Below are 22,990 nucleotides of genomic sequence, written 5' to 3'. Positions count from 1 at the left end.
CTGGGCCGGGACTACAGCCGCGACGTCGTCGCCGCATCCTCCTCGCCGCCGAAGTACTGGTCCAGCACGGCGCGGAACACCGGCTGCGCCGGGTCGGCGCGGGCGAACAGCGTCATCGACGAGCGCAGCTTCTGCGCGTCGACGGGACCGAGGACGGCGGCGGCGTCGCGGCCGGGCAGGTCGGTGAGCGCCTGCGCCGCCTCGAGCAGGCGCTCGCCGAGCACGGGGTGCGCCAGGTAGGCGCGCGCCTCGCCGAGCCCGCTGATCGCGTAGTGCTGTGCGGTCGCGCTGCGGCCCAGCCCCTCGACCTGCGGGAACACGAACCACATCCAGTGGCTGGTCTTGCGCCCGGCGCGCAGCTCGGTGAGCGCCTGGGCGTAGGTGTCGGTCTGGGCGTCGACGAAGCGGGACAGCCGGTACGGGTCGTCGGTCACGACCGGCAGCATCGCCCACCCCGCGGGCGGGGGCCCGACGGGCGCGGGCGGACGGCCGCGCTCACCATGGTCCCGGCACACGCGACGGACGGGAGGGCCACCGGATGCAGCACGACGACCCGGTGTGGACGGCGTGGTCGGAGGCCGCCGCCCTCGCCGCCGCGGCCCTGGACCGCGCCGACGAGACCTGGCGCCGGGCGTGGGTGGACGCGGTCGCGGCCGCGGTGCCCGCCTCCGCGATGGCGCCGGCGCGGCCGTGGCAGCTGCGCGCCCGCCGCCGGGCTCACCTGCAGCGTGCCGCCGTCTTCGACGTGGACCCGCTGCGCGACCCGGTGCCCGCCTGGTCGCGGGCGGTCGACATGGCGCGCATCCGCGCCGCGCTGGCCACCGAGCGGCCGGCCGGTCCCGTCGGGCTGGCCGAGCTGCCCTCGCTGCGGCTGCCCGAGGTCGCGGTGCGCGGCCTGCCCGTTCCGCTCGACGCCGCGGCCGCCGACCTCGCCGAGCGGGTGCGCATCTGGGACGCCGAGGTCCGGGCGGTGCTGGCCGGGGTCTGAGCCGGTCCTAGCGGGTCTCCGCCGGGTCGTCGTCGGTGCCGACCGTGATCGCGGCGTTGACCAGCGCCAGGTGGGTGAGCGCCTGCGGGAGGTTGCCCAGCCAGTCGCCGGTGGCCGGGTCGAGCACCTCGGGCAGCAGGCCCACGTCGTTCGCCGTCGTCATCAGCTCGTCCATGAGCGCGCACGCCTCCTCGCGCCGGCCGCACAGCGCGAGCGCCGAGACGGTCCAGAACGAGCAGGGCAGGAAGACGCCCTCGACGTCGGCCGCGCCGGTGAAGCGGTACAGGTGCGGGCCGGCGCCCAGCTCGCGGCGGAGCACGTCGAGCGTCGAGCTCATCCGTTCGCCGCGGTCGAAGCCGCTGATGGCGTGCAGCACGATCGAGGCGTCGAGGGCGTCCGAGCCCGGGTACCAGACGTAGGCGCCGCGCTCCTCGTCCCAGGCGTTCTCGTCCACCCACGCAGCGATCCGCTCGGCCTCGTGCGCCCACCGCGCCGGGTCGCCGGGGATCTGCCCGCGCTCGGCGAGCTCCACGGCCTTGGTCAGTGCCTGCCAGCAGCCGAGCTTCGACGTCGTGTAGTGGCGCAGCTCCGGCAGCTCCCACATGCCCGAGTCGCGCACCTGCCAGCGGTCGCAGGCGAGATCGGCGATGCCGGCGAGCATCCGGCCGGTCTCGGCGTCGAGCACGTGCCCGTTCTCCACGTACAGCGACACGATGCCGAAGACGTCGCCGAAGACGCCGAGCTGCAGCTGGTCGGCCGCGGCGTTGCCCACCCGCACCGGGCCGATGCCGCGCCAGCCGGGGACGTCGGCCACGGTGACGCCGTCGCTGCGGCCGCCGTCGACGGTGTAGCAGACCCGCGGCTCCGGCCCGTGCCGGCGCATCACCGACAGCAGCCAGCTCATCGCGCCGTGGGTCTCCTCGCGCAGGCCGAACCGGATGAGTGCGACGAGGGCGTAGGCGGAGTCGCGCACCCAGGCGTAGCGGTAGTCCCAGGTGCGCCCGCCGGCCGGGCCCTCGGGCAGCGACGTCGTCGGCGCGGCGACGATCGCGCCGGTCGAGGCGTGGATGAGCTGCTTGAGGGTGAGCGTGCTGCGCCGGACGGCGTCGGCCCACGGGCCCTTCCACTCGAAGGCGTCCACCCACCGCTCCCAGCGGTCGACGGTGCGGTCGATGCCGGCGTCGATGGCCTCCGGCGGCGGGAGGAACAGCGGCTCGTCCTCCGTGCCGACGACGGCGAGCAGGTGCCGCGAGCCCTCGTGCGTGGTGAAGGTGACGTCGATGCGGCGGTCGGCGGCGGTGACGTCGTCGGCGGCCAACGTGCGGACGGCGAGGGTCAGGCCGGCCACCCGCAGCACCGGACCGTGCGTGGTGTCGTGCACCCACGGGCTGACGGTGTTCAGGCAGGTGCCCGGGCGGACGGTGCCGCGCATCGTCACCGACCCCTCGAGCCCCTCGACCCGGCGGGCGAGCTCCACCCACGGCAGCCGGCCGGCGATGCCGGTGTTGAGCGCGTCGGTGACCCGGACCCGGCCGGTGGGGGTGGTGAACGTGGTCGCCAGGACGTTCGAGTCGCCGACGTAGGCGCGGGTGACCGTGAAGTCGCCGTCGGGGCACAGCTCCAGGCAGCCGCCGTTGTCGGTGTCGAGCAGCGCGCCGAACACCGGGGCGCCGTCGAGCTCGGGCAGCGGCAGCCAGTCGATGCGGCCGTCGCGGGCGACCAGTGCGAGGGTGCGGCCGTCGCCGATGGAGGCGTAGGTGCGCAGGTCGGCGTAGCCGAGGTCGTCGCGCTCGGTCACGGGCGCCTCGCGGCCGTCGCCCCAGCGCAGGCTGTCCACGCGGACGGCGCCGGGGCGGGGCACCTCGGTGCGGTCGGGGTCCACGCCGGCGGACTCGTCGACGCCGGTGACGCCGGGCATCGGGCGGGAGGCGGAGCGCGCGGTGCCGGTCACGGGCTGTGGCTGCCCGTCGTGCGCCGGGGTGAACCCCGGGTGCTCGCCGTGGCCTACGTGTCGATCATCGGATGTGTGCCGCTCGCTCCGGCGTGTCCGCGCGTGTCGGCGGCAAGCATCCGATGCTCAAGGAGCAGTCAGCTGTACCAGTCGGTCAGATGAGCGAAGACGACGACGTTGTCGAGGTAGTCGCCCGAGGCCTCGTCGAAGGCACCGCCGCAGGTGATGAGACGCAGTCCCGCGTGGTCGAGGTCGCCGTAGACGTCTTCGGTCGGGAACTCGTCCTTGGCGTGCTCCTCGACCCGGTCCACCGTGAAGACGGCGGTGGTCCCGTCGGCGCGGTCGACGACGACCGCGTCTCCGGGCAGCAGCTCGTCGATGCCGGAGAAGGCACCGGGTTCTCCGCCCCAGTCGACGTGCGCGGCGAGCACCGCAGGCCCGAGCTCGCCCGGCGTCGGCGACTGCTCGAACCATCCGGCGGGATAGGCGCCGGGCGGGACCTCCATCGAGCCGTCCCGCTCGAGTCCGAGGTCCATGAGCGACGACGTCATGTCGAGCGCGGGGATCTCGACGCGGACGGGGTCCGAGGGCGGGAGCAGCAGTGTCCGCCCTGACGCGTCGTCGGGGCGGGCGGGGAGGTCGAGGTCGAGCCGGCGTCCGTCCGGGGACGCGGAGGCGGCCTCCGTCACGGTGACCGGAGCGGCCGAGACGCGGTGCGTCCCGCCGTCCGACTGCTGCGTGGACAGGCCCGTGGTCAGGAGGCCGACCACCAGGAGCGCAGCGGCCGCTCCCGCCCAGGCCTCCGAGGCCTCGGCGGGAGCGGCCGTCGCGCGGGAGGGCACTCCCGGATCAGGCGCGGGTGCGGGCGGTGCGACGCGCGGCGACGGCCGCACCACCGGCGGCCACGAACGCCGCCCCACCGAGGACGAACGGGAGGGCGCTGCTCTCGTCGGAGGAGCTGCCGTCTCCGGCGGCGACAGCGCCGACGGGACGGGTGGTGACCTGACCGCTTCCGGCCGGCGCCGGGGTGACGGCGGCGGGAGCCGCGGCGTAGTCGTACTCCTCGCAGGCCACGCCGTTGTCGTTCGCGTCCAGGTTGTTCGGGTCGCTCGGGTTGGCCACAAGGTCGGCCTGGGCGGCAGCCTGGTTGGGGAAGTCGCCACAGTCCAGGTCGGCCGCCGACGCGGTGCCGGACAGGACGACGGAGAAGCCAGCCGCCAAGACGGCGGCAGCGACGGTGCTGCGGATGCGCATGTTCACTCCTCGTGAGGTGCGGGTCACAAGGAGGTTATGTAGACGCGCCTGTCTCGTCTTGGAACCGCAGCAGGCACGTCCTGACGAAACGCCGCCGCGCGGTTGTCAGGGCACCGCCCCGGACTCAGGCCGCGCTACTGAGGCGCTGCGCGGCGTCCCGCAGCGAGGTGACGTTGCTCCGCGTGGGCGCCGTCCGCTTGACCCAGGCCTCGCGCGGCGGGAGGACGTCGCGGCACCACCGCTCGCAGTCGGCCAGCAGGTGGCCGGTGGAGATCGAGCGGGACATGCGGTCGAGCGGGGGGTGCACGGGCGTCCTTCCGGAGGGGTCCTCCTGTCCATCGGCAGCCCGGACGCCGACCGGCACCCTCACGCCGCGGGCAGCCGCAGCCCGGCGCAGCGCGTGAACAGGTGCTCGCGGTGATGGCGCATCCACACGATCGTCTGCAGCGCCCGCAGGTCGCCCGTCGTCACCAGCCCGGCCGCCCGCCGGACCGCCGCCACCCGTGCCGCGAGCGCACCGTCCTCCCCGAACGCGCCCAGCACCCAGTCCCACCCGTCGCCGGGGACGTCGAGCGCGCACGACACCACCGGGTCGGGCACCGGCACGAGCAGCGGCCGCTTGCGCGCGAGCAGCGTGCCGGCAGCCCTCAGGCCCGCGCGCTCCTCCAGCAGGTCCCCCGCGAGGCTCAGCGGCGAGCCCGGCTCGAGCAGCACGGCCGCGAGCGGGTCGCTCGGCACGACGTCGTCCGGGACCAGGGCGAGGCAGTCGGCGACGTCGAGGCCGAGGTCGCCCTCCAGCAGGTCGAGCGCAACGTCGGCCGGCAGCGTCACCCCGACCAGCCCGACGGCGACCAGGTCGTCGGCGGTGACGCGCCCCGGGTCGCGGGCGCCGAGCCACTCGAAGCGCCGGCCGGGGTAGAAGGGCGAGTCGTGCCGGCGGAGGTCCTCGACCGCGCGCGGGTCGTCGACGAGGGGGAGCAGATCGACGGGCATGGCGGCACGGTGCCGCGGGGGTCCGACGGTTCAGGCGGGCAGCAGCGCGTCCAGGCCCTGCTCGGAGTCGTCGGCCAGCGCCCGGCCGACGGCGACCGCGTGCGTCATCCGCAGCGACCCGGAAAGCCACAGCAGCACGTCGTGCAGGCGCAGCCGGGTGAGCGGGCGGCCGATGAGCGCCGCCGTCGCCGTCTCAAGGGAGGCGAACGCGGCGGCGTTGGCGGTGAGCTCGCGGTGCACGACGGCCTCCGGTCCGCTGTCGCCCTCGCTCACGTGGCCGTAGAGCTGGCGCCGCGTGACGCCGTCGACCAGCGGCACGAGCTCCGGGTACCGCGAGTGCAGCGCGGCGACGACGTGCCGGGCGCCCGGCGAGCCGGTGAGCGTGCGCAGCGCCGCGCCGACGGTGCCGGGCTCGCCGAGCACGGAGAACTCGTCGTCGGGCAGCTCCCACATCGGGCGGCCGGCGGCGCGGTCGAGCATCGTGCGCACCAGCGGCCAGACGTCGTCGAGGGTGCCGCGCACCTCCCGCCAGGCGGCCGGGTCGAGGCGGCCGTGCAGGCCCTCGGCGACGAGGACGTCGCGGTCGGTGGGCTGGTCGGCGGTCTCGGGCGCCTGGCCGTCGAAACGGTCGAGCGCGTAGGCGAGCACCTCCACCCAGCGACCCTGCGGCTGGCTGGGGGAGCGGAAGAACAGCGGCCGGCGGCCGCGCGCGTACCCGAGGACGGCGGCCAGCGCGGTCGGCAGCGGGATCGGGTCGGGCCCGGCGCTGGGCAGCACCAGGACGGCGTCGCTCCCTCGTCCCGCGGTCACGGCTGTCCTTCTTACTCCGTTCCCGCGACGGCGATGAGTCCCGGCGCGCCGTCCGGTCTGCCGTCCATGACCTTCGACCTGGGACCGGCCGCGGCGACGACGGCGGGGGTCGTCGCCGGCATCCGCGACGAGCAGCTCGACGCCCCCACGCCCTGCGCCGGCACCTCCGTCGCGGGCCTGCTCGCCCACCTCGCTGGGCTGGCGTACGCGTTCCGGATGGCCGCGGCGAAGACGCCGGTGGAGGGCGCCGCGTCGGCCGACCCGGCGCACCTGCCCGCCGACTGGCGCACCCGTATCCCCGCCGAGCTCGACGCGCTGGCCGCCGCCTGGCGGGACCCGGCCGCGTGGGAGGGGACGACGGCGGCCGGCGGGGTGGAGATGCCGGGTGACGTGACCGCCGTCGTCGCGCTGGACGAGGTGGTCGTGCACGGCTGGGACCTCGCCGTCGCCACCGGGCAGCCCTACGCCGTCGACCCTGCGCTCGCCGACGCGTGCCGCGAGTTCGCCGAGTCGTTCGGCGACGACCGACCGCCGAGCCTGTACGGGCCGGTCGTGCCGGTGCCCGCCGGCGCCCCCGCGCTCGACCGGCTGCTCGGCGCCACCGGACGCGACCCGGGCTGGAAGCCGCCGGTCTAGCCGAGGCGCCAGAGGGTCGGTTCGCCGCGGCAGTCGGCGACGACCGCGCCGCCGCCCTCGCCGTCGAGGTCCGCCTCGGCGACCGCCCCGCTGTCGCACAGCTCGACCTCGCCGGTCACCTCGCCGGAGGCCAGGTCGACGGTGCGCTCGAGCACCCGCGGCACCTCGGCGTCGGACACGGTGTCGACGAGGGTGGCCGTGCTGCCGTCGACGGCGATCGCGGCGGGCAGGTCGCCGTCGACGGTGGTGAGCACCTCGGCGCCGCGGGTGATGCGCAGCTCGCCGCGGCTGCCGGCGGTCGCGTAGACCTCGCCGCCTGCGACGGTCAGCGGTCCCGCGGACCCGGTGCCGAGCGGCGCCGTGGCCACGACGGCCGCCGCGGCGTCGACCGTGGTGACGGCGGCCGCCGGCCCGTCGTCGGTGGCGACGACCGCGCCGCCGTCGCCGGTCGGCTCCAGGTCGCGCGGGGTGCCGGGCAGCGTGGCGGTACCGCGGACGGCGCCGGTCGCGGGGTCGACCGACACCACCCGCGCGGTGCCGGTGATGCCGCCGAGCGCGAGGTGCAGCGAGTCCGGGCCGCCGGCGACGTGGACGGCCGCGACGTCGGCGGCGCCGATCGTGCCGACCGGCTGGACCTCGCCGGCGCCCTGCGGGCCGACGGCGACCAGCGCGACGCGCCCCGCGGCGGTGCCGACAACCACAACGCCGTCGCCTGTGGCCGCGATCCGGGTGAGACCGGGGCGCTCGGCGTCGAGGCCGGGCACGGGGACGGCGGTGGCCGTGCCGTCGGCGGCGACGTCGGCGAGGGTGAGCGGGCCGCCGGGCGGGGCGAGCAGGACGACCGACCGGCCGCCGGGGAGCGCGGCGACGCCGAGGACGCCGGCGTCGGCTCCGGCGACGTCCCCCAGCGGGATCGGGTCCGGGCCCTGGCTGCCGGCGGCGTCCGCGGCGACCGGGCCGCCGCAGCCGGTGAGCAGGACGGCGGCCACCAGGAGCGCGGGGAAGCGGCGCACCCGCCGGAGTCTGGCCGGGCCGTTCCGGTGCGACAAGGAGTCGCGGCGCGGTCAGTCGTAGGGGTTGGTGAGGACGGCGGCGGCCTCGACCACGGAGAAGGTGACCGGCGGGCCGTCGGTCGTGGTGGAGCCGGGGACGTCGGCCGGCGCGCTGCCGTCGACGGTGAACGTGGCGCCCCAGGTGACGGTGAGCGACGCGGTGTAGGTGCCGGAGCGGTAGAGGTGCTCGGTGGCCTGGCCGGGGTAGGCGCGGCCGGGGACGGTGGTGGTGAGCGTCGGGCGGGCGGGGTCGCCGGTGTGCCAGTCGTAGCGCTCGGCCTCGGCGACGATGACGACGGCGAACCCGCGGATGTCGACGGTGAAGGTCTGCGTGGACGGGGCGTCGGTCCAGAAGACGACGGGGAGGCCGGACAGGCCTCGGCCCGGCGGGGCCTGCGAGGTGGCGAGCTGGGGGAGCGGCAGGCGCTGGAAGTACTGGAACACCTCCTCCGGCGACGGCGGCGGGTTCAGCGCGGTGATGTCGATGCACTCGGTCCGCAGCGTGACCCACGAGCCGAGCAGCGTCCCGGGCGCCAGACCGGCAGGCACCGGGACCACGGCAGTCCCGTCCGGACGGACGACGGGACGCTGTTGGACGGAGAGGTAGCGCACCGCCTGTCCGGGCTCGGCCGGGCATGCCTGGAAGTCCTGGGCATTGCAGGAGCCGTCCTGCTCGTCGGAGACGACGCACGGCGCCACGAGTCTCCACACGTAGTCGACGACGCCAGCCGATCCGCCCGCGACTAGTTCCGCCACACGAGACCCCGAGTAGTCCACCGTCGCAGCACCGTCTTCGAGGCCTGTGTCCAGACAACCCTCGAAGCGGCACTCAGCGGTGGCGACGGACGCGCCCGCCCCGACGAAGGTCAAGAGCAGCAGGGCGCAAGCGAGCGCTCGACCAACTCGGACGGTCATCCGAGGTTGAACTCCGTCACGAGCCAACTGCGCAGTGACTCGGACCAAATCAGCCTGATCCCGGAGCCGATATTCGGTTGTTCGGGGATCCCGGGATCCACCACCACGCCGTTCGCATCGACGATGGAAACGGCGTCGATCCGTGCGCCGAAGATGACCTCCGCGCGGTCGCCGGTGAGCACGGCCGGCGGAACGTCGTTCAGCGTGACGTTGCCGCCGACGTACGTCTCCCGTGCGGCCGCCGTCGCATCGTTGTTGTCCGCGATGCGGCGGCACTCGTCGCAGTCCGGCCCAAGGTCGCGGAGCGGCTGCCCGGCCGGGATGGCGCGCTGCCGGTTGAGCAGGTCGATCCAGTAGCGGAGGAACGCTTCGGCTCCCGCGGCGTCCTGGGTGCGGGCCTCGGGCGGAACGGGGAAGTCGGGCGGGCCGACCACCGGCAGCGCCTCGGTGGTGGTCGCGGGCGCCGACGTCGTCGGCAGGCTCTCGCTCGGCGCCTCGGCCTCAGTGGAGCAGGCCGAGAGCAGCGCCGTCGCGAGGGTCAGCGCCACCGCGGCGAGGCGCGTCCGTCGTCCGGGATTCCGCACGATCGCGGACGATAACCAGCCGGACGCCCTCCGCGCGGTAGCCCTGGGGACAACCCACCCGAACGGCTGCCCCAGGGCCTCGCGTCGTCGTCAGGCCTGTCCGGCCTTCTCCTTCTCGTACCGCTCGGTCATCGTCGCGACGGCCGCCATCTGTGCGGCGGCGTAGTCCTCGCGCTTGCCGCCGGCGTACTCCTTGGCGTTGAGCGTCGCCTGCGCGTGGGTGACCTCCCCGCCCTGGAAGTGCGGCATGACGTGCTGGGCGATGAGCTCCCAGGAGCGCTTCGTCGCCTGCGGGTTGGCCCACTCGTGGCCGAGCAGGAGCATCGCGCCGAAGCCGCCGGACTGGTCCCACAGCCGCTGCACCTGCGCGCGGGCGTCCTCGACGGTGCCGATCGCGCCGATGCCCGCCTCGTTGATGAAGTCGATCATCTCCTTGGCGTCGCCGCCCTCGACCGCCATCTGCGGGAACGCCGCCGTCTTCTGGAAGTACCGGAACCACGTCTCGATGCCGAACTGCACGTCGGCGTAGGCCTGCTCGCGCGTCTCGGCGATGTGCATGAGCCCGACCAGCCGCCAGTCGCGCCGCGACACCGTCTGCCCGAAGTGCGCCGCTCGCTCCTCGACGACGTTCCAGTGGTGGGCGAGGGCGTCGAACCCGTCCTTGCTGAGGGTGGCGCCGATCGACAGCAGTCCGATGCCGTGCCGCCCGGCCATCCGCGGCCCGGTGGGGGAGGCGACCGCGGCGACGGCGACCTCGAAGCACGGCTGCGTGTACGGGCGCAGGTGCAGGCGGGCGTTGACCAGGTTGTGCGTCTTGGTCTGCTCGGTGACCGTCTCGCCGCGCAGCAGCCGCATGATGATGTCGAGGTCGACCTCGAGCAGCTCGCGGGTGTCGGTGGGGGTGAGCCCCAGCATCATCGAGTCGGTGGGCAGCGAGCCCGGGCCGCAGCCGAGCATCGTGCGGCCGCGGGTGAGGTGGTCGAGCAGCACCATGCGCTCGGCCACCCACAGCGGGTTGTGGTACGCGATCGAGGTGACGCCGGTGCCCAGCTTGATGTGCCGCGTGCGCTCGGCCGCGGCGGCGATGAAGATCTCCGGCGAGGCGATGATCTCCGTGCCGGCCGAGTGGTGCTCGCCGATCCAGGCCTCGTCGTAGCCGAGCCGGTCGAGGTGCTCGACGAGCTCGAGGTCGCGCTGCAGGGCGAGCGTGGGGTTCTCGCCGGCGGGGTGGAACGGGGCCAGGAAGGTGCCGAAGCGCAGCCGGTCCATGGGGGTCCTCCTCGGTTCGGGGTGCCGCCCATCGTGGTGCAGGTCACAGTCAGCTGACCAGGGTCAGCGGAGGACGAACGCGGTCGACGACGGCGCGTCGCTGCTGATGCACGAGCCGACGACGACCAGTGCCTCCTTGCCCAGCGCGACCCGGCCGAAGGTGCCCTGTCCGTCGCACAGCCGGACGTCGCCGAGCTGCTCGCCGCTGCCCAGGTCGAGCGTGATGACGCCGGAGGTCACCTCGAAGCCGGCCACGGCCAGGTAGGCCACCCCGCCATCGGGAGAGACGGCGAGGTCGGGCGGGGTGCGGTCGGTGCCGGGGATGGCGTGCGACGCGGTGACCTCGCCGTCCTCGACCACCACCACGCGGAACGGATCGTCGCCTGCGGCGCTGAGCGTGGCGACGGCGGTGCCGTCCCCGGCGAGGCGCAGGCCGAACGGGACGCTGGCCGGCTGGTCGGGCGCGAGCTCGACGCGGGCGGTCTCCCGGAGCCGGTCGTCCCAGGTGGCCAGCGCTGCGACGTCGGCCAGGTCGGGCGCGCGGGCGTCGCTGAGCAGCGCGGTGACGCCGTCGTCGGAGGCGGCGAGGCGCCGCAGGGTGAGGCCGTCGTCGAGGTCGACCGTTCCGGCGGTCTCCCCGTTGTCCGGGTCGACGGCGGCGATCCGCTCTGCGTCGGCCAGGTAGAGACGGCGGCCGTCGGGGGAGAGGGCGGCGGCGGTGGCCTCGGTGTCGAGCGGCACGACGGACGGTTCGCCGCCGGGCGGGACGCGCGTGAGCGTGCCCGGGCCGACGACGAGCGCGGTGCCGTCGGGCGCGACGAGCAGGTGCTGCCCGCCGTCGACCCGCCGCGCGTCGCCGACGCCGTCGGCGTCCACCGGCGCGAGGTAGGTGACGGCCGGGTCGGCGGTGTCGGCGAGCAGGGCGAGCGCGCCGTCCGGACCGGCCGCCATGTCGAGGACATCGACGCCGGCGGGGGAGACGGCGTCGAGATCGATGGTCACCACGTCGGAGAAGCTCCGCGGCGGCGGGGTGGCGTTGCCGTCGACGCCCGTGCACCCGGTGAGGACCAACAGCGCGACGAGGGCGGCGGATCGGGACGGCATGCGGGCTCCGGGGTCGGGGCCCGAGTGTGGAACCGGGCCGCTCGGGGCGGCAACCGGACGCCGTGGTCTGATGCCCCGGCAGGCCCGGCACCGGCGCCGAGGCCCCGTATCCGGAGGTGCACTGGTGGCTGACGCCGAGGTCCTGCTCGAGGTCGACGGCGGCGTGGCGGTGGTGACGCTCAACGCGCCCGACCGCCGCAACGCCCTGACGCCGGCGATGGCGTCCGAGCTCATCGACGTCTTCGACCAGGTGGACGCCCGGCCCGAGGTCGGCGCGCTGGTGCTCCGCGCGGTGGGCAGGTCGTTCTGCGCGGGCGGCGACGTCGCCACGCTGACCAACGCCGGCAAGGACCCGGCCGCCCCCGACGCCTACGAGGGCATGGGCCGCATCTACGACTCCTTCTACCGGCTCGGCCAGGTGAAGGTCCCCACGATCGCGGCGGTGCGCGGGTCCGCCGTCGGCGCCGGGATGAACATGCTGCTCGCGGCCGACCTGCGGATCGTCGCCAACGACGCCCGGCTGCTGGCCGGCTTCCTCAAGCGCGGCCTGCACCCCGGCGGCGGGCACTTCGTCATCCTGTCGCGGCTGATCGGCAGGGAGGCCGCCGCGGCGATGGCGCTGTTCGGCGAGGAGATCAACGGCACCAAGGCCGTGGAGCTCGGGCTGGCGTGGGAGTCGGTGGACGACGCCGCCGTCGAGGACCGCGCCCTCGAGCTGGCCCGCCGTGTGGCCGCCGACCCGGAGCTCGCCCGCGTGGCCGTGGGCAACTTCCGCAAGGAGGTCGTCAACGGCGCGGTGAGCTGGGAGGTCGCCACCCAGTTCGAGCGCCCCGCGCAGATGTGGTCGATGCGCCGGTCGTCGCAGGGCTGACTAGCCGCCGCAGACCCGGTACGCGCCGTCCTGCTCGACGACGGCCATCTCATCCCGGCGCATCTGGCCGTCGTGCTCCATCCAGACGGTGACCAGGTAGGACGCCGGGGTGTCCGGCCAGGGGCGGGCGCCGCCGACGACCACGGTGATGTCGGCGACGTCCACACCGGTGGTGGCCATCGTCGCGTCCTTGACCCGGACGTAGGCCTCGAACGAGCCGGCCGCCTCCTGCTCGAGGGAACAGAGCAGCGCCCACGACGCGGTCCAGTCGTGGCGCTGGTCCGCGGTGAGGTACTGCTCGACCACCTCGGACGGGGAGTCCGGCCGGGAGCCGAGCACGGAGGAGGTCAGCACGCCGCCGACGATCGCCACGACCGCGAGGAGGACCGCACCGGCGAGGAATCCGCGGCGACGGCGGCGACGGCGGCGACCAGGTGGTGCCGGTGACGGGATGGCGTCGACCACCCAGTCGCGGGGGCCCGGCGTCCATCTCGGGACGTCGTCCCGGGCGGGTGCCTCGTCGTGCTGCGCCGTCACCGCGCACCGTCCTCGGCGGACGCGAACCGGTCGAGGAAGTAGCGGACGTCAGTGAGCGGCTCGACCCGCCCGCCGGCGGCCAGGTGGAGGCTCCAGCAGGTGCCGAGGGCGTCGTCGAGGACGTCGCGGAACGCGTCGGCCCACGCGCGGTCGTCGGCGGTCACACCCGGACGCCCGGGGCGGCACAGCGCCATCGCCAGGAGGACCTCGCTGCCGCCGGCCGGGGCGGCGACGTCCTCGTGGAGGGCGAGCAACTCGGCGACCAGCCGGTGGCGGGGCCGGGCGGGCACGTCCTCGACAGGGACGAGGAACGGCGTCTGCCGGCCGTCCGGGGTCAGCCAGCTGAGCCAGATGCTGCGGGAGGCGAAGAGGGGCGGGGCCAGGAGGTCGGCCCAGCGGTTGGTGAGCTCGAGGGCGGACCGCACGGGGTCGGTGGGCATCGGGGTCGTCATGCCGGTCACCGTGGCAGCCTGGGAGGCCCTCCCACGGAGTTGTCCACAGGCCCGGCGCTGCGGGCTCCCATCTCATCCGGCGTCGTCCTCCCAGGAGCGGACGGCCGAGAGGAACGGGCCGGAGCACCGGTCGATCGCGGCCAGGGTCTTTTCGGTGAGCCCCGGTCGCAGCCCGCGCTCGGCGTGGCCGTACCGCACCAGGTCTCGCAGCAGCTCCGGCGCACGAGCGGCATCGACGTCGAGGAGCGCGGAGCCATCGGGATCCAGCAGCCGGGCGACGTGGTGCGGCGCCCACAGCAGCGGGTCGCCGAGGCCGTTGGCCAGGCCGTCGCCCAGGACCGCCTCGAGGAGCGGTGCCAGGAGCCAGCTGGTCCACGGGCGTCCCCAGGGACTGGCGAGGAAGGCCGCGAGGACGTCGTCGAGGTCGACGTCCTCGACCACTCCCGGCACGGTCGTGTCGCCACCGGGGGGCAGGAGCGCGACCAGCCAGCCGACCAGCGGCCGTAGCCGGGGCCAGGGAGTGTCCCGGCCGAGCAGGACGTCGAGGTCCGGTCCGCGTAGTGCCTCGGTGAGCCGGGCGCGCGCGTCGGCGGGCGCGACGTCCCGCACGGACAGGTCCGGGGTGCCTGCGGCGATCCGCGCCACGACGTCGTCGAGACGGTCCTCGTGGGCGACCCCTCCGACGGCCCGGAAGCCGAGCTCGTTGTCCACCCGGACGACGGCGGTGAGCGCGTGACCACCGGGGACGGTGAGACCGACGACGAGCTCGTCGACGTCGCGGAACGGCCCGGTCAGCTGGACGGCGCGGCTCACGGGTTGGGCACGGTGCAGCTCCGCCAGCCACCGGGGGAGCGCGTGCCCGCGGTCGGCGGCAGCGCGGCGCATCTCCCGTCGCAGGCTCTCGTCGCCGGCGAGTGCGGCCATCGCCACGGCCCCGGCGGAGGATTCGGGCCGGTCCCAGGCGGCGATCCGCCGGATCAGGGTGGCGGTCGCGGCGGGATCCGTCGCCCCCGCGGCGATGTCCACCAGCATCGCCGCCGTGGCGAGCAGCGGGCCGGGCGTGTGGGAGTCCGTGCCGGCGCGCAGGGCGCTCGCCATCATGGCCTGCCATGCGGCGGCGACATGCGGGTCGATCGGGAGGGAGGGACGTCGTCCGGTCGTGGTCATGCCGGCGGACGCTAGGAACGTCCGCCGACACGACCCGGCCGATCCGAGGGGACCTGTGGACAACCCGCCTGAGGTAGCTGGGGCCGCTCAGCCGCCTATGCCCGGCGCGGGCGGGAGCACGCCGGCCTTCGTCAGCCAGCCGAGCCAGTCACCGATGTGCCAGGCCTCGGACACCCTGTCCCCGGTCCAGTGCAGGACGTGCGCGCCGTCCGCGGACGCGTGGTTCCCGGTCGGCTCCACGCCGGGGAGCAGCGGCGTCGTCCCGGAGAGGTCGGCCTCGGCCGTCCAGCGGTGCACGGAGGTGGCCCCGTCGACGACGTGCTCGTGCACCTGCACGTGGATGCCGGAGAAGCCCGAGCGGAAGGCGGCGACGAAGTCCCGCAGCCCGTCGCGGTCCATGTCCGGGAACGGGGGCCCGTGGTAGACGAGGTCCTCGGCGAACACCTCGTCGACGGCGGACAGGTCCCCCTGCTCCCAGGCCGCCATGAAGCGGATCATCGCCTCCCGCGCCCGGTCCTTCGAGACCGTCGAACCCGTGGTCTGGGTCATGGCAGCGACTCCTTCCGCGTGCGATCCCGACGTCCCGATGCTCCTCGGGCCGACGTCCCGGACCAGGGACCTCCGTCCCCCGGGCGTCAGTGGACGGCCCGCTCCTGCCCGGCCCAGTACGGCGCGCGCAACTCGCGCTTGAGCACCTTCCCGGCCGCGGACAGCGGCAGCGCCTCGACGACCTCCATCGACCGCGGCGTCTTGTAGCCCGCGAGCCGGTCGGCGCAGAAGTCCCGCAGCTCCTCGAGCGTCACCGTGGCGCCGGACGCCGGGACGACGACGGCGTGCACGCGCTCGCCCCAGGTCTCGTCGGGGACGCCGATGACCGCGCAGGTGGCCACCGCCGGGTGCTGGGCGAGGACGCTCTCCACCTCGACCGAGTACACGTTCTCCCCGCCGGAGATGATCATGTCCTTGAGGCGGTCGGTGAGGGAGACGTAGCCCTGCTCGTCCATCCACCCGGCGTCGCCGGTGTGCATCCAGCCGCCGCGCAGTGCCTCGGCGGTGGCCTCGGGCTGGTCCCAGTAGCCGAGCATGACATTGCCGCCGCGGACGACGATCTCGCCGACCTCGCCTCGCGGCAGCTCGGCGTCGTCCGGCCCGACGACGCGCACCTCGGAGCACGGAGCCGCGCGCCCGACGGTGCGCCGGTGGACGGCGTCCTCGTGGTCCTCGGGGGTGAGCAGGGTGGCGATCGGCGCGAGCTCGGTCATCCCGTAGGCCTGCACGAAGCTGGCGTTGGGGAAGCCCTTCATGGCGCGGCCGAGCAGCGCGTCGGACATGGGGGAGGCGCCGTAGAGGACGCGCCGCAGGCTGGTCAGGTCGAACTCGTCGACCTGCGGGGAGTCGACGGTCAGCTGGATCATCGTGGGCACCAGCAGGACGTCGGTGACGCGGTGCTCCTGCACGGCGGCCAGGACGGCGACCGGGTCGAACGCCGGGATCATCACCTGCGTGCCGCCGACGACGCAGCCGGCGACCCAGGCGGAGAAGTCGGCGAGGTGGAACATCGGCGCGGCGTGCAGGTAGACGCGGTCGCCCGGGGTGGGGACGCCGGCGAGGTAGCCCATGGACGACGTCAGCAGGTTGTCGTGGCTGAGCATGACGCCCTTGGACCGGCCGGTGGTGCCGCCGGTGTAGAAGACGCCGGCGAGTGCGTCGCCGCCGCGGCGGGCGTCCTCGACCGGCGCGTGCGCCGCCACCAGCTCCTCGAACGCGAGCATCCCGTCGGGGGTGGGGCCGTCGCCGGCGTGGACGACGTGCTCCAGGCCGGGGCAGGCGGCGCGGATGCCGTCGACGCACCCGGCGAGGGCGTCGTCGACGACGAGCACCCGGGCACCCACCTCAGCGAGCGACTCGGCGATCTCCGGCACGCTCCAGCGGAAGTTCACCGGGACGACGACGCCGCCGGCCCACAGCGTCGCGGCGAGGAACTCCGAATAGCGGTCGGAGTTCAGGGACAGGATCGCCGCGCGGTCGCCGTCGCCGACGCCGAGCTCCTGCAGGGCGGCCGCGAGCCGGGCGATCCGGTCGACGGACTCGGCATGGGTGCGGACGCGGCCGGCGCAGACGGTGGCGACCTCGTCGGGCCGCTGCTGGACGTGGCGGTGCAGACCCTGGGTGACGTACACGGGACCTCCCTGTCCGGTGGAGGCTCCGCATCGTGGGGCCGGCGGCGCGGGCGGGGCCAGAGGCGGACGGCCCTGCGGCGGCGCGCGGCGTGTTCCCGGGGTGACGCGGCGCCACTAGGGTGCGCGCGCGTGAGCGCCGCCGTCGAGACGCCCGTCCTGCCCTCCCCGCGCGCCGCCGTCGCCGAACCCGCGCGGCTGGCCGCGATCGGCAGCTACCGGCTGGGCGGGCACGCGGGCGTCCCCGACCTCGACGCCGTCGTCGCGTACATGGCGCGGACGGTGGAGGCGCCGATCGCGATGATCAACCTGGTCGGCCCGGACGAGCAGTGCTACCCGGCCGAGAAGGGAGCCGGGGCGCCATACTCGCACGTGCCCGACGAGCTGTCGTTCTGCGCGTACGTGGTGGCGCTGCGGGAGCCGTTGCAGGTGGCCGACGCGCTCGACCACCCGGTGTTCCGCGACAACCCAGCGGTGGCGGCCGGCGCGATCCGGTCCTACCTCGGGGTGCCGCTGGTCGACGAGGACGGCTTCGTCCTCGGCTCGCTCGGTGTCTTCGACGACGAGCCGCGGGCGTTCTCGCAGGCGGAGCAGGCGCTGCTGGAGAACCAGGTCCGGCTGGTGCGCAGCGTGCTGTCGCTGCGGCGGCAGGTGGCCGCGCACTGCTGGGACAAGGGGCTGCTGGCGGCGCAGGGGCGGACGCTGGAGGCGGTGGCGGCGGGGCTGCCGCTGGAGGCGGTGCTGGACACGCTGGCGTCGTCGACGGCTGGGTTGGCTCCCGAGGCGGATGCCGACCAGGAGCGGCGGCTGCACGAGACGGTCGACCGGCTCACCGCGGTGGCGACCAAGGCCGACGGGTGGAAGCAGGCGCTGCTGCGCTCGGCGCGGCAGGACCCGCTGACCGGGCTGGCCAACCGCAGCCACCTGCTCGACACCGGCCGCGCGGCGCTGGCGGTCGGGGGAGCGGTGCTGTTCGTGGACGTCGACCGGTTCAAGGAGGTCAACGACCGCGGCGGGCACGCGGTGGGGGACCAGCTGCTCGTCCGGCTCGCCGACCGGCTGCGCCGGCACGTGGAGCGGGAGTTGCCGGGGGCGGTGGTCGGCCGGCTGGGCGGAGACGAGTTCGTGGCGGTGCTGCCGGGGGTGTCCGCCGCCGCGGCCGAGGCCATCGGGCATGGGCTGGCTGCCGTGCTGGTGGACGAGGTGGAGGTGGGACGGCGGACCGTGCGGGTGTCGGCCTCCATCGGGCTGGCGATGGCTGCCTCGGGGACGACGCTCGATGAGGTCCTGGCGCTGGCGGACCGGGCGATGTACGGCGCCAAGGAGCGCGGCCGCGGCGTCCTGCATATGGTGGAGCCTGGCAGTCCTTGTCCAGGACCGTCCGCCTAAGGACTAGCAAACTGCGATATTCGCGGCGAATTGAACGCGGACTTCCGTCCAACTTAGTTATCATTCGGCGATCCGCCAATGCGGACTCTTCCGCAGACGCGCAAGGGCAAGATAATTAGGGCTAGGCTCACCTTTGATTAAGGGCTCGCAGTCCAGGTCGTAACGTCAAGCTTGCTCAGGCCCTATTCGCATCTCCAGCGCGCCGAGTGGCGACATCCACAGTCCGCCCTTCACGCGTCGGTGCTTTAGCTCTATGTCGCTAACTCGGCAGCCACCCATCCTGACTGACACGCCAGGATGGGTGGCTGGACTCGGGCGCCTCCCCTAGCACGGGGCTGACTAGGCGAGGCTGACACCTAAACCTCGAGTGGGAAGGCGTGAGTCAGTACTGTCCGCAGTTCCAATACCTCGACCACATGGTCGTTATTCTCCGCCGTCAACAGGTGTGTGCTGCCAAAGAACGACCGCTCCTTCCGGTTCTCGTCGTTCACTTGAGTCACGGAGTAGATGTCACTCGACAACGCGGAGACAGACCAGCACACTAAAACATGCACGTGTGCGAAGTACTTTTTCGCGGGCGATGCATCCTCAGCCTCAAGGTCCTCAACGAAAGCGTTTATGTCTTTCTTGAACTCGATCCACCTATCAGTTAGAGACAGTCCTTCGCTGCCTAGTTGATAATCACTTATGCGGAGGGCCTCGGGCGAAGTGCTTTGGTCGCTGTTGGAGAGGCGATAGTCGAAGAGAGCGTCGTATCTACTGGATGAGCCTGGAAGGGCGCGCAGTTTATACCCACGAATGATGGACCTGGACAGGAGGTCGCAGAAAATCGCTACGACTTCAGCCTCCCATTCCGGCGCTCGCTGAAGGATGAGGCTGTCGAAGTTGAGTTCTTGCTCCATGTCCTCCAATAGTGCTACCTCCTTCGTCACTGCCTTCACTTCCTCCTCTGCCTTGAGGAGGCTCGACCCTCGTGGACGAGTACCGCTCTCTCGATCTTTGAGCAGTCTCCCGTTCTGGGTTCGAAGAAGTCGAAGCAGTGTTGACTCAAGCCACTTCACGAGAGGTTCAAGCTCCTGTGGGAGTGTCTTTCGACCGATGTCGGGAGAATAGCGCCGGTTAAAGTGCAGCAGTAAGAAGTATCGACGGCGCTCCTGTGGCTGCATAGTCTCGGAGAGATGCGCTTGCAAACCACCCATAGGCATACCCACCGAGGCGACCAGGATTCCGCCACCGACTCCCGGAGTCAAACTCAACCGTTGTGCATTTGGCCGATTTATGTCTTTGCGGAATCGCTCCTCGTAGAAGGTGTTCTTGTAACTGAGCGAAGCGTACGCTGACACTTCATATCGCCTATAGAGGCCAAGCAGGATTTGCGCTTCCTCGTCCTCCCGGTTCTCCAGTTCCGTGATCTCCGAGGCGAGCAGTTTGCTAAGGTCGGCGTGATTTCGCTCAATGTAGATGAGTTCATACTCTCGACGTTGACTCGGATTGTTTTGCAACCACTGCAACTCGCGAGCATTAGTTCCCAGTGTGAGGTGGGGCAACGGAAACGTGAAGTTGACTCGTTCGGTCCCGTCTCGATGTTCGATAGTGACGATCGAGCGCTCAAGCCATGCCGGAGCTTTGCCGCCTGCCGTATGAAACGACGTGTTTCCAACTGCCGTGTTGGACCTCAAAACTTCGGCCCACATGGACGGACTGTTGTGCAAGACGGTGTTGACACTGTGCAAGTTGGTCGATTCATCCAGGGACACCTTGACATAGGTTCCCGATTGATACTGTCCTAGGCTCGGGTGGCTCTTGTCCAGGCGTGTGAAATCCGGAGGTAGTGACGCCGAATCCTCCGTGGCCCAAGTGCGGCCGCCCTCAATCCTGTAGGCAACTGGGTCTGGCATGGACGAAGTCTTCGTATGGATCTCGAAGGTTGGGTGACCGTAGGCTAGAAACGTTGTTCCGACGCCCTTGTGACCTCTAGTGGCCTGCGGGGATAGGCGCTTGTCGCTAACATAAGGCGCTAGGAGTTCTGGCAGTTTATCGGCCGGGACCCCGGTGCCATTATCGATCACCTCGATAGCGTTTTCGTCGGCGTTTATTATTATACGAAGGCGAGGACTGCCGTCTTGAGTATCATGATGGAAGGACTCCACGGGACTGGAGGCCCAACGCTTTTCCATAGCATCTACCGCGTTCTGGATCGCCTCCGCGAATGCATCAAGCCGACCGTGGTAGCTGTCAATGACACTTCTAACCTTACTTTGCTCATAAGCGACTCGCAGGTCTTCGTCGCTCGGGGCGCCGAATAGCGGGTTGAAAATGTCTGGGTAGTCCATGATTGCTTTGTGCTCCTGTCTCCTACTGGGGGCGTAGCGCGCGACGGCGTGCTAGTCGGTCGAGGCAGCCGCCGTGATCGCACGAAGGAGGGAGGCGGATCCTGCGCCATCCGCCTCGCGGACGGTTGCGTCGGGTCGTGCGTGCTGACGTATGAAGCCGGTCGCTGCATGCTTTGCGCATCGGGTCGCTAGGACGATCAGGTTGGCACTCCTTACCTGTGAGCGTAGGTGAGCGGAACCGGCCTTACTTGACGACGTATGAACGCGGGCCCGCGGTAGAAGAGCCTGCAGGCCCGTTTCGGCGCGCTTGAGGACGCCCTCGTCCAAGGAGTAGAGCAGCACAGTTGAAGGTCCAAGATCTGTCTCCGGTGCCCTAGCAAGAGAGGGGAGTGTCCAGTCGAAATCGAGGTATAGTTCCTCGCTGACGCGAGCGGCTAGCCAGAGAAGTTCAGGTGAAAGTCGCAGCCGATGGCGATTCATCGGTTCTAGGGCCTGGAGGCAAAACCGCAGGCGCGCATCGGTGTCGCTGGCAGCGGATCGCGCCAGCACATCGACCATATCGAGCGTCGGGAGTGCATTCGCGACAGAGGCCCACCGTGCTGCTGAGCCGCCGATCACGTCGAGGGTGTCGCGGTAGTCCTTCGCTGGCGGCGCGCCCCGAGTGAAGACCTCGAGGAGAGCCTGGACGCCAGCGAGGTCGGCAGGCGACCACCGGTCGTAGGCGGCGGCCAACAGCAGCAAGGAACGCGCGGACTGCCACGCCGGCCGGCCCATGTCATCCGCATCGATGAACGGACCCACCATCGACCAGGCGCGCTCTGCTCCGGCGTCGCCCACCGTTTCGAGGGACTTCGCGAGGTCCTCATCTTCGGTGTGCGGCGCCGGCCACGCGGCCCACACCTCGTCGGTCAGCGTCCACGAAACGTCGTTCTCAGCGATCCGCCGTCCCCACTCAGCCCAGGTTTGGGGCGGGTGACCAGGGGCCGCCTCAGCAGGATTGGCTGCGTCGTCGCTCGTGTCGACGACTGCCGCCGGCGGCGTCGCTGTCGGGACGAGGTCATGCAGCGCTTGCTGCAACGTCCGAGGAAGGCGATCTGTGGCGAGCAGGGCAGCGCCGGTACGGATGTCCCGGCTGAGGGAACTCAAGACAGCGGCAGCCCGCAGAGCGTCGTCGCTGGCCTCGAGTGGGTCAAGGTCATCGATCAGGGGTCGTACGCGGCCGGCGTTCGGCAGTTCGCGGAGGTCCAGGGAAGACATGGGGGCCGGCACCGTCCAGTCGACGTCGGCCAGGTCGTAGCGCGCCCAGGCGGCGAGGATCTCCTCCCCGACGACACGTGGCGGCCGAGATGCGATGACGTCGTCCAGTTCGGGGAGGCGGAGGAGTTCGCCATCCCTCCCGAGACGGGCCAGGCGGTGCACACGGAGGTAAGCGAGGTTCAGCGGTGAGAAGCCGCCCAGGATCGCCAACTCGTCGAGCAGTTCATCCGATGTCGAGGCGGCCCCGGCGGCCAGTGCGGCGTTGAAGTCCGCCAGCACTCGTCCCGGGGGGCGTGGGACCGGTCGGTCGCGCTCCGGCCGGGCAGCGAGCAGGTCGCGCAATACAGCCAACTTCCGCCACAGCTCTTGCTGGGCATCTCTCGACGTCGGTTGGAGCACGAAGGTCGTGTTCGCCCCGACCAGATCGAGGACCGCCGCGTCGACGGGGTCGTCCGGCCGGAGTCGCGCGACTCGTCCGTCGAAGGGGACGACTGAGTGTGCGACGAAGGCCTCGAGCATGGCCCGGACGGACGCGGCCTGCGCGACGTGCCAGGTGATCACGTAGGCGTCCGTCCGGCCGTTGTCCTCCTGACGAGGCAGGAAGACTGGCCGGCGCACCCCTTCCCGTAGAGGGGCGACGAACTGGGCGACATAGTCCCCTCGCGCGTGGGAGAAGTCAGCGCCCGGCAGGACGGTGTTCCCGCGGCCGAAGAAGTGCTCGAGGAAGTCGTCGACGGCGATGGTCATGCGGACCACCGGTGCTCCAGGTCGAGTCGCGCCTGAGCCGCGGCCGCCGGATCCACGGTGTAGGTGACCGCCTCGTCGTTCATCTCGAGACCCCGCCAGGTGAAGTTCATCGATCCGGTGATCAGCCAGTCGTGACCGCAGAGGGTCTTCTCGTGGAGGTCAGGGCCCTCGTACAGGTCGAACGAGCCACCACCCACCAGGCGATGGAGGCCATTGACGAACTGGTCGTTGTGGTCGTCGGGGCGGACAGCTACATGGAGCGCGGAGCCGGCCGTGACGAGCCTGGCCAGGACCTCGGACAGGCGTATCTCCCGTGCGTGCGTCTCGTCGAGGACGCCAAGCAGGCGCTCGTCCCGGTTGTCCAACACGACGATGTCGCTGACCCAGGGAGACACGAGCCAGAGGTGCGGGCTCGGGTCGAGCAGTTCGGACACCAGTGCCGCGCTCAGCACGTCGTTGATCCTTACTCCGGCCCGCGGGTTGCTCCGGATCATCCGGCGCCAC

24 protein-coding genes are annotated in these 22,990 nt (G+C 72.2%); 4 read left to right on the top strand and 20 right to left on the bottom strand.

What is annotated here, in order from left to right; genetic code table 11:
- Positions 1–11 precede the first annotated feature (11 nt).
- Positions 12–434, bottom strand: coding sequence for a DUF1810 domain-containing protein (locus tag WA616_RS15685; protein WP_336031246.1), 423 nt, complete (start codon positions 432–434; stop codon positions 12–14).
- A 104-nt stretch (positions 435–538) separates the two neighbouring features.
- Between WA616_RS15685 and WA616_RS15680 the strand changes: the two genes are divergently transcribed.
- Entirely contained in the window at positions 539–988 is a 450-nt protein-coding gene (locus tag WA616_RS15680) for a hypothetical protein (protein WP_336031245.1), read from the top strand.
- A 7-nt stretch (positions 989–995) separates the two neighbouring features.
- Here the strand turns inward: WA616_RS15680 and WA616_RS15675 are convergent, their stop codons facing one another.
- From WA616_RS15675 to WA616_RS15650, 6 genes are all read right to left on the bottom strand, one after another.
- A complete protein-coding gene (locus WA616_RS15675) occupies positions 996–2,939 on the bottom strand; it encodes a glycoside hydrolase family 15 protein (RefSeq protein WP_336031243.1) in 1,944 nt (647 codons plus the stop codon).
- Between the two features lie 137 nt (positions 2,940–3,076).
- Positions 3,077–3,709, bottom strand: a complete 633-nt coding sequence (locus WA616_RS15670; RefSeq protein WP_336031241.1) for a class F sortase — start codon at positions 3,707–3,709, stop codon at positions 3,077–3,079.
- Between the two features lie 79 nt (positions 3,710–3,788).
- A complete protein-coding gene (locus WA616_RS15665) occupies positions 3,789–4,193 on the bottom strand; it encodes a hypothetical protein (protein WP_336031239.1) in 405 nt (134 codons plus the stop codon).
- Between the two features lie 124 nt (positions 4,194–4,317).
- Positions 4,318–4,500 (bottom strand): hypothetical protein, encoded by a 183-nt coding sequence (locus tag WA616_RS15660; protein WP_336031237.1) that lies wholly within the window; start codon positions 4,498–4,500, stop codon positions 4,318–4,320.
- A 59-nt stretch (positions 4,501–4,559) separates the two neighbouring features.
- Positions 4,560–5,186, bottom strand: a complete 627-nt coding sequence (locus tag WA616_RS15655; RefSeq protein ID WP_336031235.1) for a DUF6308 family protein — start codon at positions 5,184–5,186, stop codon at positions 4,560–4,562.
- 30 nt (positions 5,187–5,216) lie between these two features.
- A complete protein-coding gene (locus WA616_RS15650; protein WP_336031233.1) occupies positions 5,217–5,996 on the bottom strand; it encodes a DUF6308 family protein in 780 nt (259 codons plus the stop codon).
- Positions 5,997–6,062: 66 nt separating this feature from the next.
- Between WA616_RS15650 and WA616_RS15645 the strand changes: the two genes are divergently transcribed.
- Positions 6,063–6,632, top strand: a complete 570-nt coding sequence (locus WA616_RS15645) for a TIGR03086 family metal-binding protein (protein WP_336031232.1) — start codon at positions 6,063–6,065, stop codon at positions 6,630–6,632.
- Here the strand turns inward: WA616_RS15645 and WA616_RS15640 are convergent.
- The 5 genes from WA616_RS15640 to WA616_RS15620 form a co-directional block, all read right to left on the bottom strand.
- Positions 6,629–7,645, bottom strand: a complete 1,017-nt coding sequence (locus WA616_RS15640) for a hypothetical protein (protein ID WP_336031231.1) — start codon at positions 7,643–7,645, stop codon at positions 6,629–6,631. The genes WA616_RS15645 and WA616_RS15640 overlap by 4 nt on opposite strands.
- A 51-nt stretch (positions 7,646–7,696) precedes the next feature.
- Positions 7,697–8,233 carry a hypothetical protein gene (locus WA616_RS15635; protein WP_336031230.1) on the bottom strand — a complete coding sequence of 179 codons (537 nt, stop codon included), beginning with the start codon at positions 8,231–8,233 and terminating at the stop codon, positions 7,697–7,699.
- Positions 8,234–8,595: 362 nt separating this feature from the next.
- Positions 8,596–9,147, bottom strand: coding sequence for a hypothetical protein (locus WA616_RS15630; protein ID WP_336031229.1), 552 nt, complete (start codon positions 9,145–9,147; stop codon positions 8,596–8,598).
- Between the two features lie 126 nt (positions 9,148–9,273).
- On the bottom strand, positions 9,274–10,452 hold the full coding sequence (locus WA616_RS15625; protein WP_336031228.1) for an LLM class flavin-dependent oxidoreductase: 1,179 nt from the start codon (positions 10,450–10,452) through the stop codon (positions 9,274–9,276).
- A gap of 63 nt (positions 10,453–10,515) precedes the next feature.
- Positions 10,516–11,556 (bottom strand): hypothetical protein, encoded by a 1,041-nt coding sequence (locus WA616_RS15620; protein WP_336031226.1) that lies wholly within the window; start codon positions 11,554–11,556, stop codon positions 10,516–10,518.
- Positions 11,557–11,680: 124 nt separating this feature from the next.
- Here WA616_RS15620 and WA616_RS15615 point away from each other — a divergent pair, with 124 nt between their 5' ends.
- Positions 11,681–12,427: an enoyl-CoA hydratase/isomerase family protein gene (locus WA616_RS15615; RefSeq protein WP_336031224.1), complete on the top strand. Its 747-nt coding sequence runs from the start codon at positions 11,681–11,683 to the stop codon at positions 12,425–12,427.
- Here the strand turns inward: WA616_RS15615 and WA616_RS15610 are convergent, their stop codons facing one another.
- From WA616_RS15610 to WA616_RS15590, 5 genes are all read right to left on the bottom strand, one after another.
- Positions 12,428–12,964 (bottom strand): Rv0361 family membrane protein, encoded by a 537-nt coding sequence (locus tag WA616_RS15610; RefSeq protein WP_336031222.1) that lies wholly within the window; start codon positions 12,962–12,964, stop codon positions 12,428–12,430.
- Entirely contained in the window at positions 12,961–13,416 is a 456-nt protein-coding gene (locus WA616_RS15605; protein WP_336031220.1) for a hypothetical protein, read from the bottom strand. Before WA616_RS15605 ends, WA616_RS15610 begins: the two co-directional genes overlap by 4 nt.
- Before the next feature lie 72 nt (positions 13,417–13,488).
- Positions 13,489–14,583, bottom strand: a complete 1,095-nt coding sequence (locus tag WA616_RS15600) for a hypothetical protein (RefSeq protein ID WP_336031219.1) — start codon at positions 14,581–14,583, stop codon at positions 13,489–13,491.
- Between the two features lie 87 nt (positions 14,584–14,670).
- Entirely contained in the window at positions 14,671–15,132 is a 462-nt protein-coding gene (locus WA616_RS15595; protein WP_336031217.1) for an ester cyclase, read from the bottom strand.
- An 86-nt stretch (positions 15,133–15,218) separates the two neighbouring features.
- Positions 15,219–16,763 carry a long-chain-fatty-acid--CoA ligase gene (locus WA616_RS15590; protein WP_336031216.1) on the bottom strand — a complete coding sequence of 515 codons (1,545 nt, stop codon included), beginning with the start codon at positions 16,761–16,763 and terminating at the stop codon, positions 15,219–15,221.
- Positions 16,764–16,892: 129 nt separating this feature from the next.
- Between WA616_RS15590 and WA616_RS15585 the strand changes: the two genes are divergently transcribed.
- On the top strand, positions 16,893–18,149 hold the full coding sequence (locus WA616_RS15585; RefSeq protein WP_336031215.1) for a GGDEF domain-containing protein: 1,257 nt from the start codon (positions 16,893–16,895) through the stop codon (positions 18,147–18,149).
- Positions 18,150–18,505: 356 nt separating this feature from the next.
- Here the strand turns inward: WA616_RS15585 and WA616_RS15580 are convergent, their stop codons facing one another.
- The 3 genes from WA616_RS15580 to dpdK are packed head-to-tail and all read right to left on the bottom strand — an operon-like array spanning position 18,506 to position 22,980.
- Positions 18,506–20,482, bottom strand: a complete 1,977-nt coding sequence (locus tag WA616_RS15580) for an ATP-binding protein (protein ID WP_336031212.1) — start codon at positions 20,480–20,482, stop codon at positions 18,506–18,508.
- 51 nt (positions 20,483–20,533) lie between these two features.
- A complete protein-coding gene (locus WA616_RS15575; protein WP_336031211.1) occupies positions 20,534–22,486 on the bottom strand; it encodes a hypothetical protein in 1,953 nt (650 codons plus the stop codon).
- On the bottom strand, positions 22,483–22,980 hold the full coding sequence (gene dpdK / locus WA616_RS15570) for a phospholipase D-like domain-containing protein DpdK (RefSeq protein ID WP_336031480.1): 498 nt from the start codon (positions 22,978–22,980) through the stop codon (positions 22,483–22,485). The genes WA616_RS15575 and dpdK overlap by 4 nt, the downstream gene beginning before the upstream one ends.
- Positions 22,981–22,990: the final 10 nt, after the last annotated feature.

Source organism: Geodermatophilus sp. FMUSA9-8, from assembly GCF_037034165.1.
GTDB lineage: Bacteria > Actinomycetota > Actinomycetes > Mycobacteriales > Geodermatophilaceae > Geodermatophilus > Geodermatophilus nigrescens.
This window is presented reverse-complemented; position numbering and strand designations above follow the sequence as displayed.

Coding starts and splice junctions, on each gene's coding strand:
- dpdK (WP_336031480.1), bottom strand. CDS start 22,980: ATGATCCGGAGCAACCCGCGGGCCGGAGTAAGGATCAACGACGTGCTG.
- WA616_RS15665 (WP_336031239.1), bottom strand. CDS start 4,193: ATGCGCATCCGCAGCACCGTCGCTGCCGCCGTCTTGGCGGCTGGCTTC.
- WA616_RS15620 (WP_336031226.1), bottom strand. CDS start 11,556: ATGCCGTCCCGATCCGCCGCCCTCGTCGCGCTGTTGGTCCTCACCGGG.
- WA616_RS15575 (WP_336031211.1), bottom strand. CDS start 22,486: ATGACCATCGCCGTCGACGACTTCCTCGAGCACTTCTTCGGCCGCGGG.
- WA616_RS15595 (WP_336031217.1), bottom strand. CDS start 15,132: ATGACCCAGACCACGGGTTCGACGGTCTCGAAGGACCGGGCGCGGGAG.
- WA616_RS15645 (WP_336031232.1), top strand. CDS start 6,063: ATGACCTTCGACCTGGGACCGGCCGCGGCGACGACGGCGGGGGTCGTC.
- WA616_RS15625 (WP_336031228.1), bottom strand. CDS start 10,452: ATGGACCGGCTGCGCTTCGGCACCTTCCTGGCCCCGTTCCACCCCGCC.
- WA616_RS15580 (WP_336031212.1), bottom strand. CDS start 20,482: ATGGACTACCCAGACATTTTCAACCCGCTATTCGGCGCCCCGAGCGAC.
- WA616_RS15600 (WP_336031219.1), bottom strand. CDS start 14,583: ATGACCACGACCGGACGACGTCCCTCCCTCCCGATCGACCCGCATGTC.
- WA616_RS15655 (WP_336031235.1), bottom strand. CDS start 5,186: ATGCCCGTCGATCTGCTCCCCCTCGTCGACGACCCGCGCGCGGTCGAG.
- WA616_RS15605 (WP_336031220.1), bottom strand. CDS start 13,416: ATGACGACCCCGATGCCCACCGACCCCGTGCGGTCCGCCCTCGAGCTC.
- WA616_RS15680 (WP_336031245.1), top strand. CDS start 539: ATGCAGCACGACGACCCGGTGTGGACGGCGTGGTCGGAGGCCGCCGCC.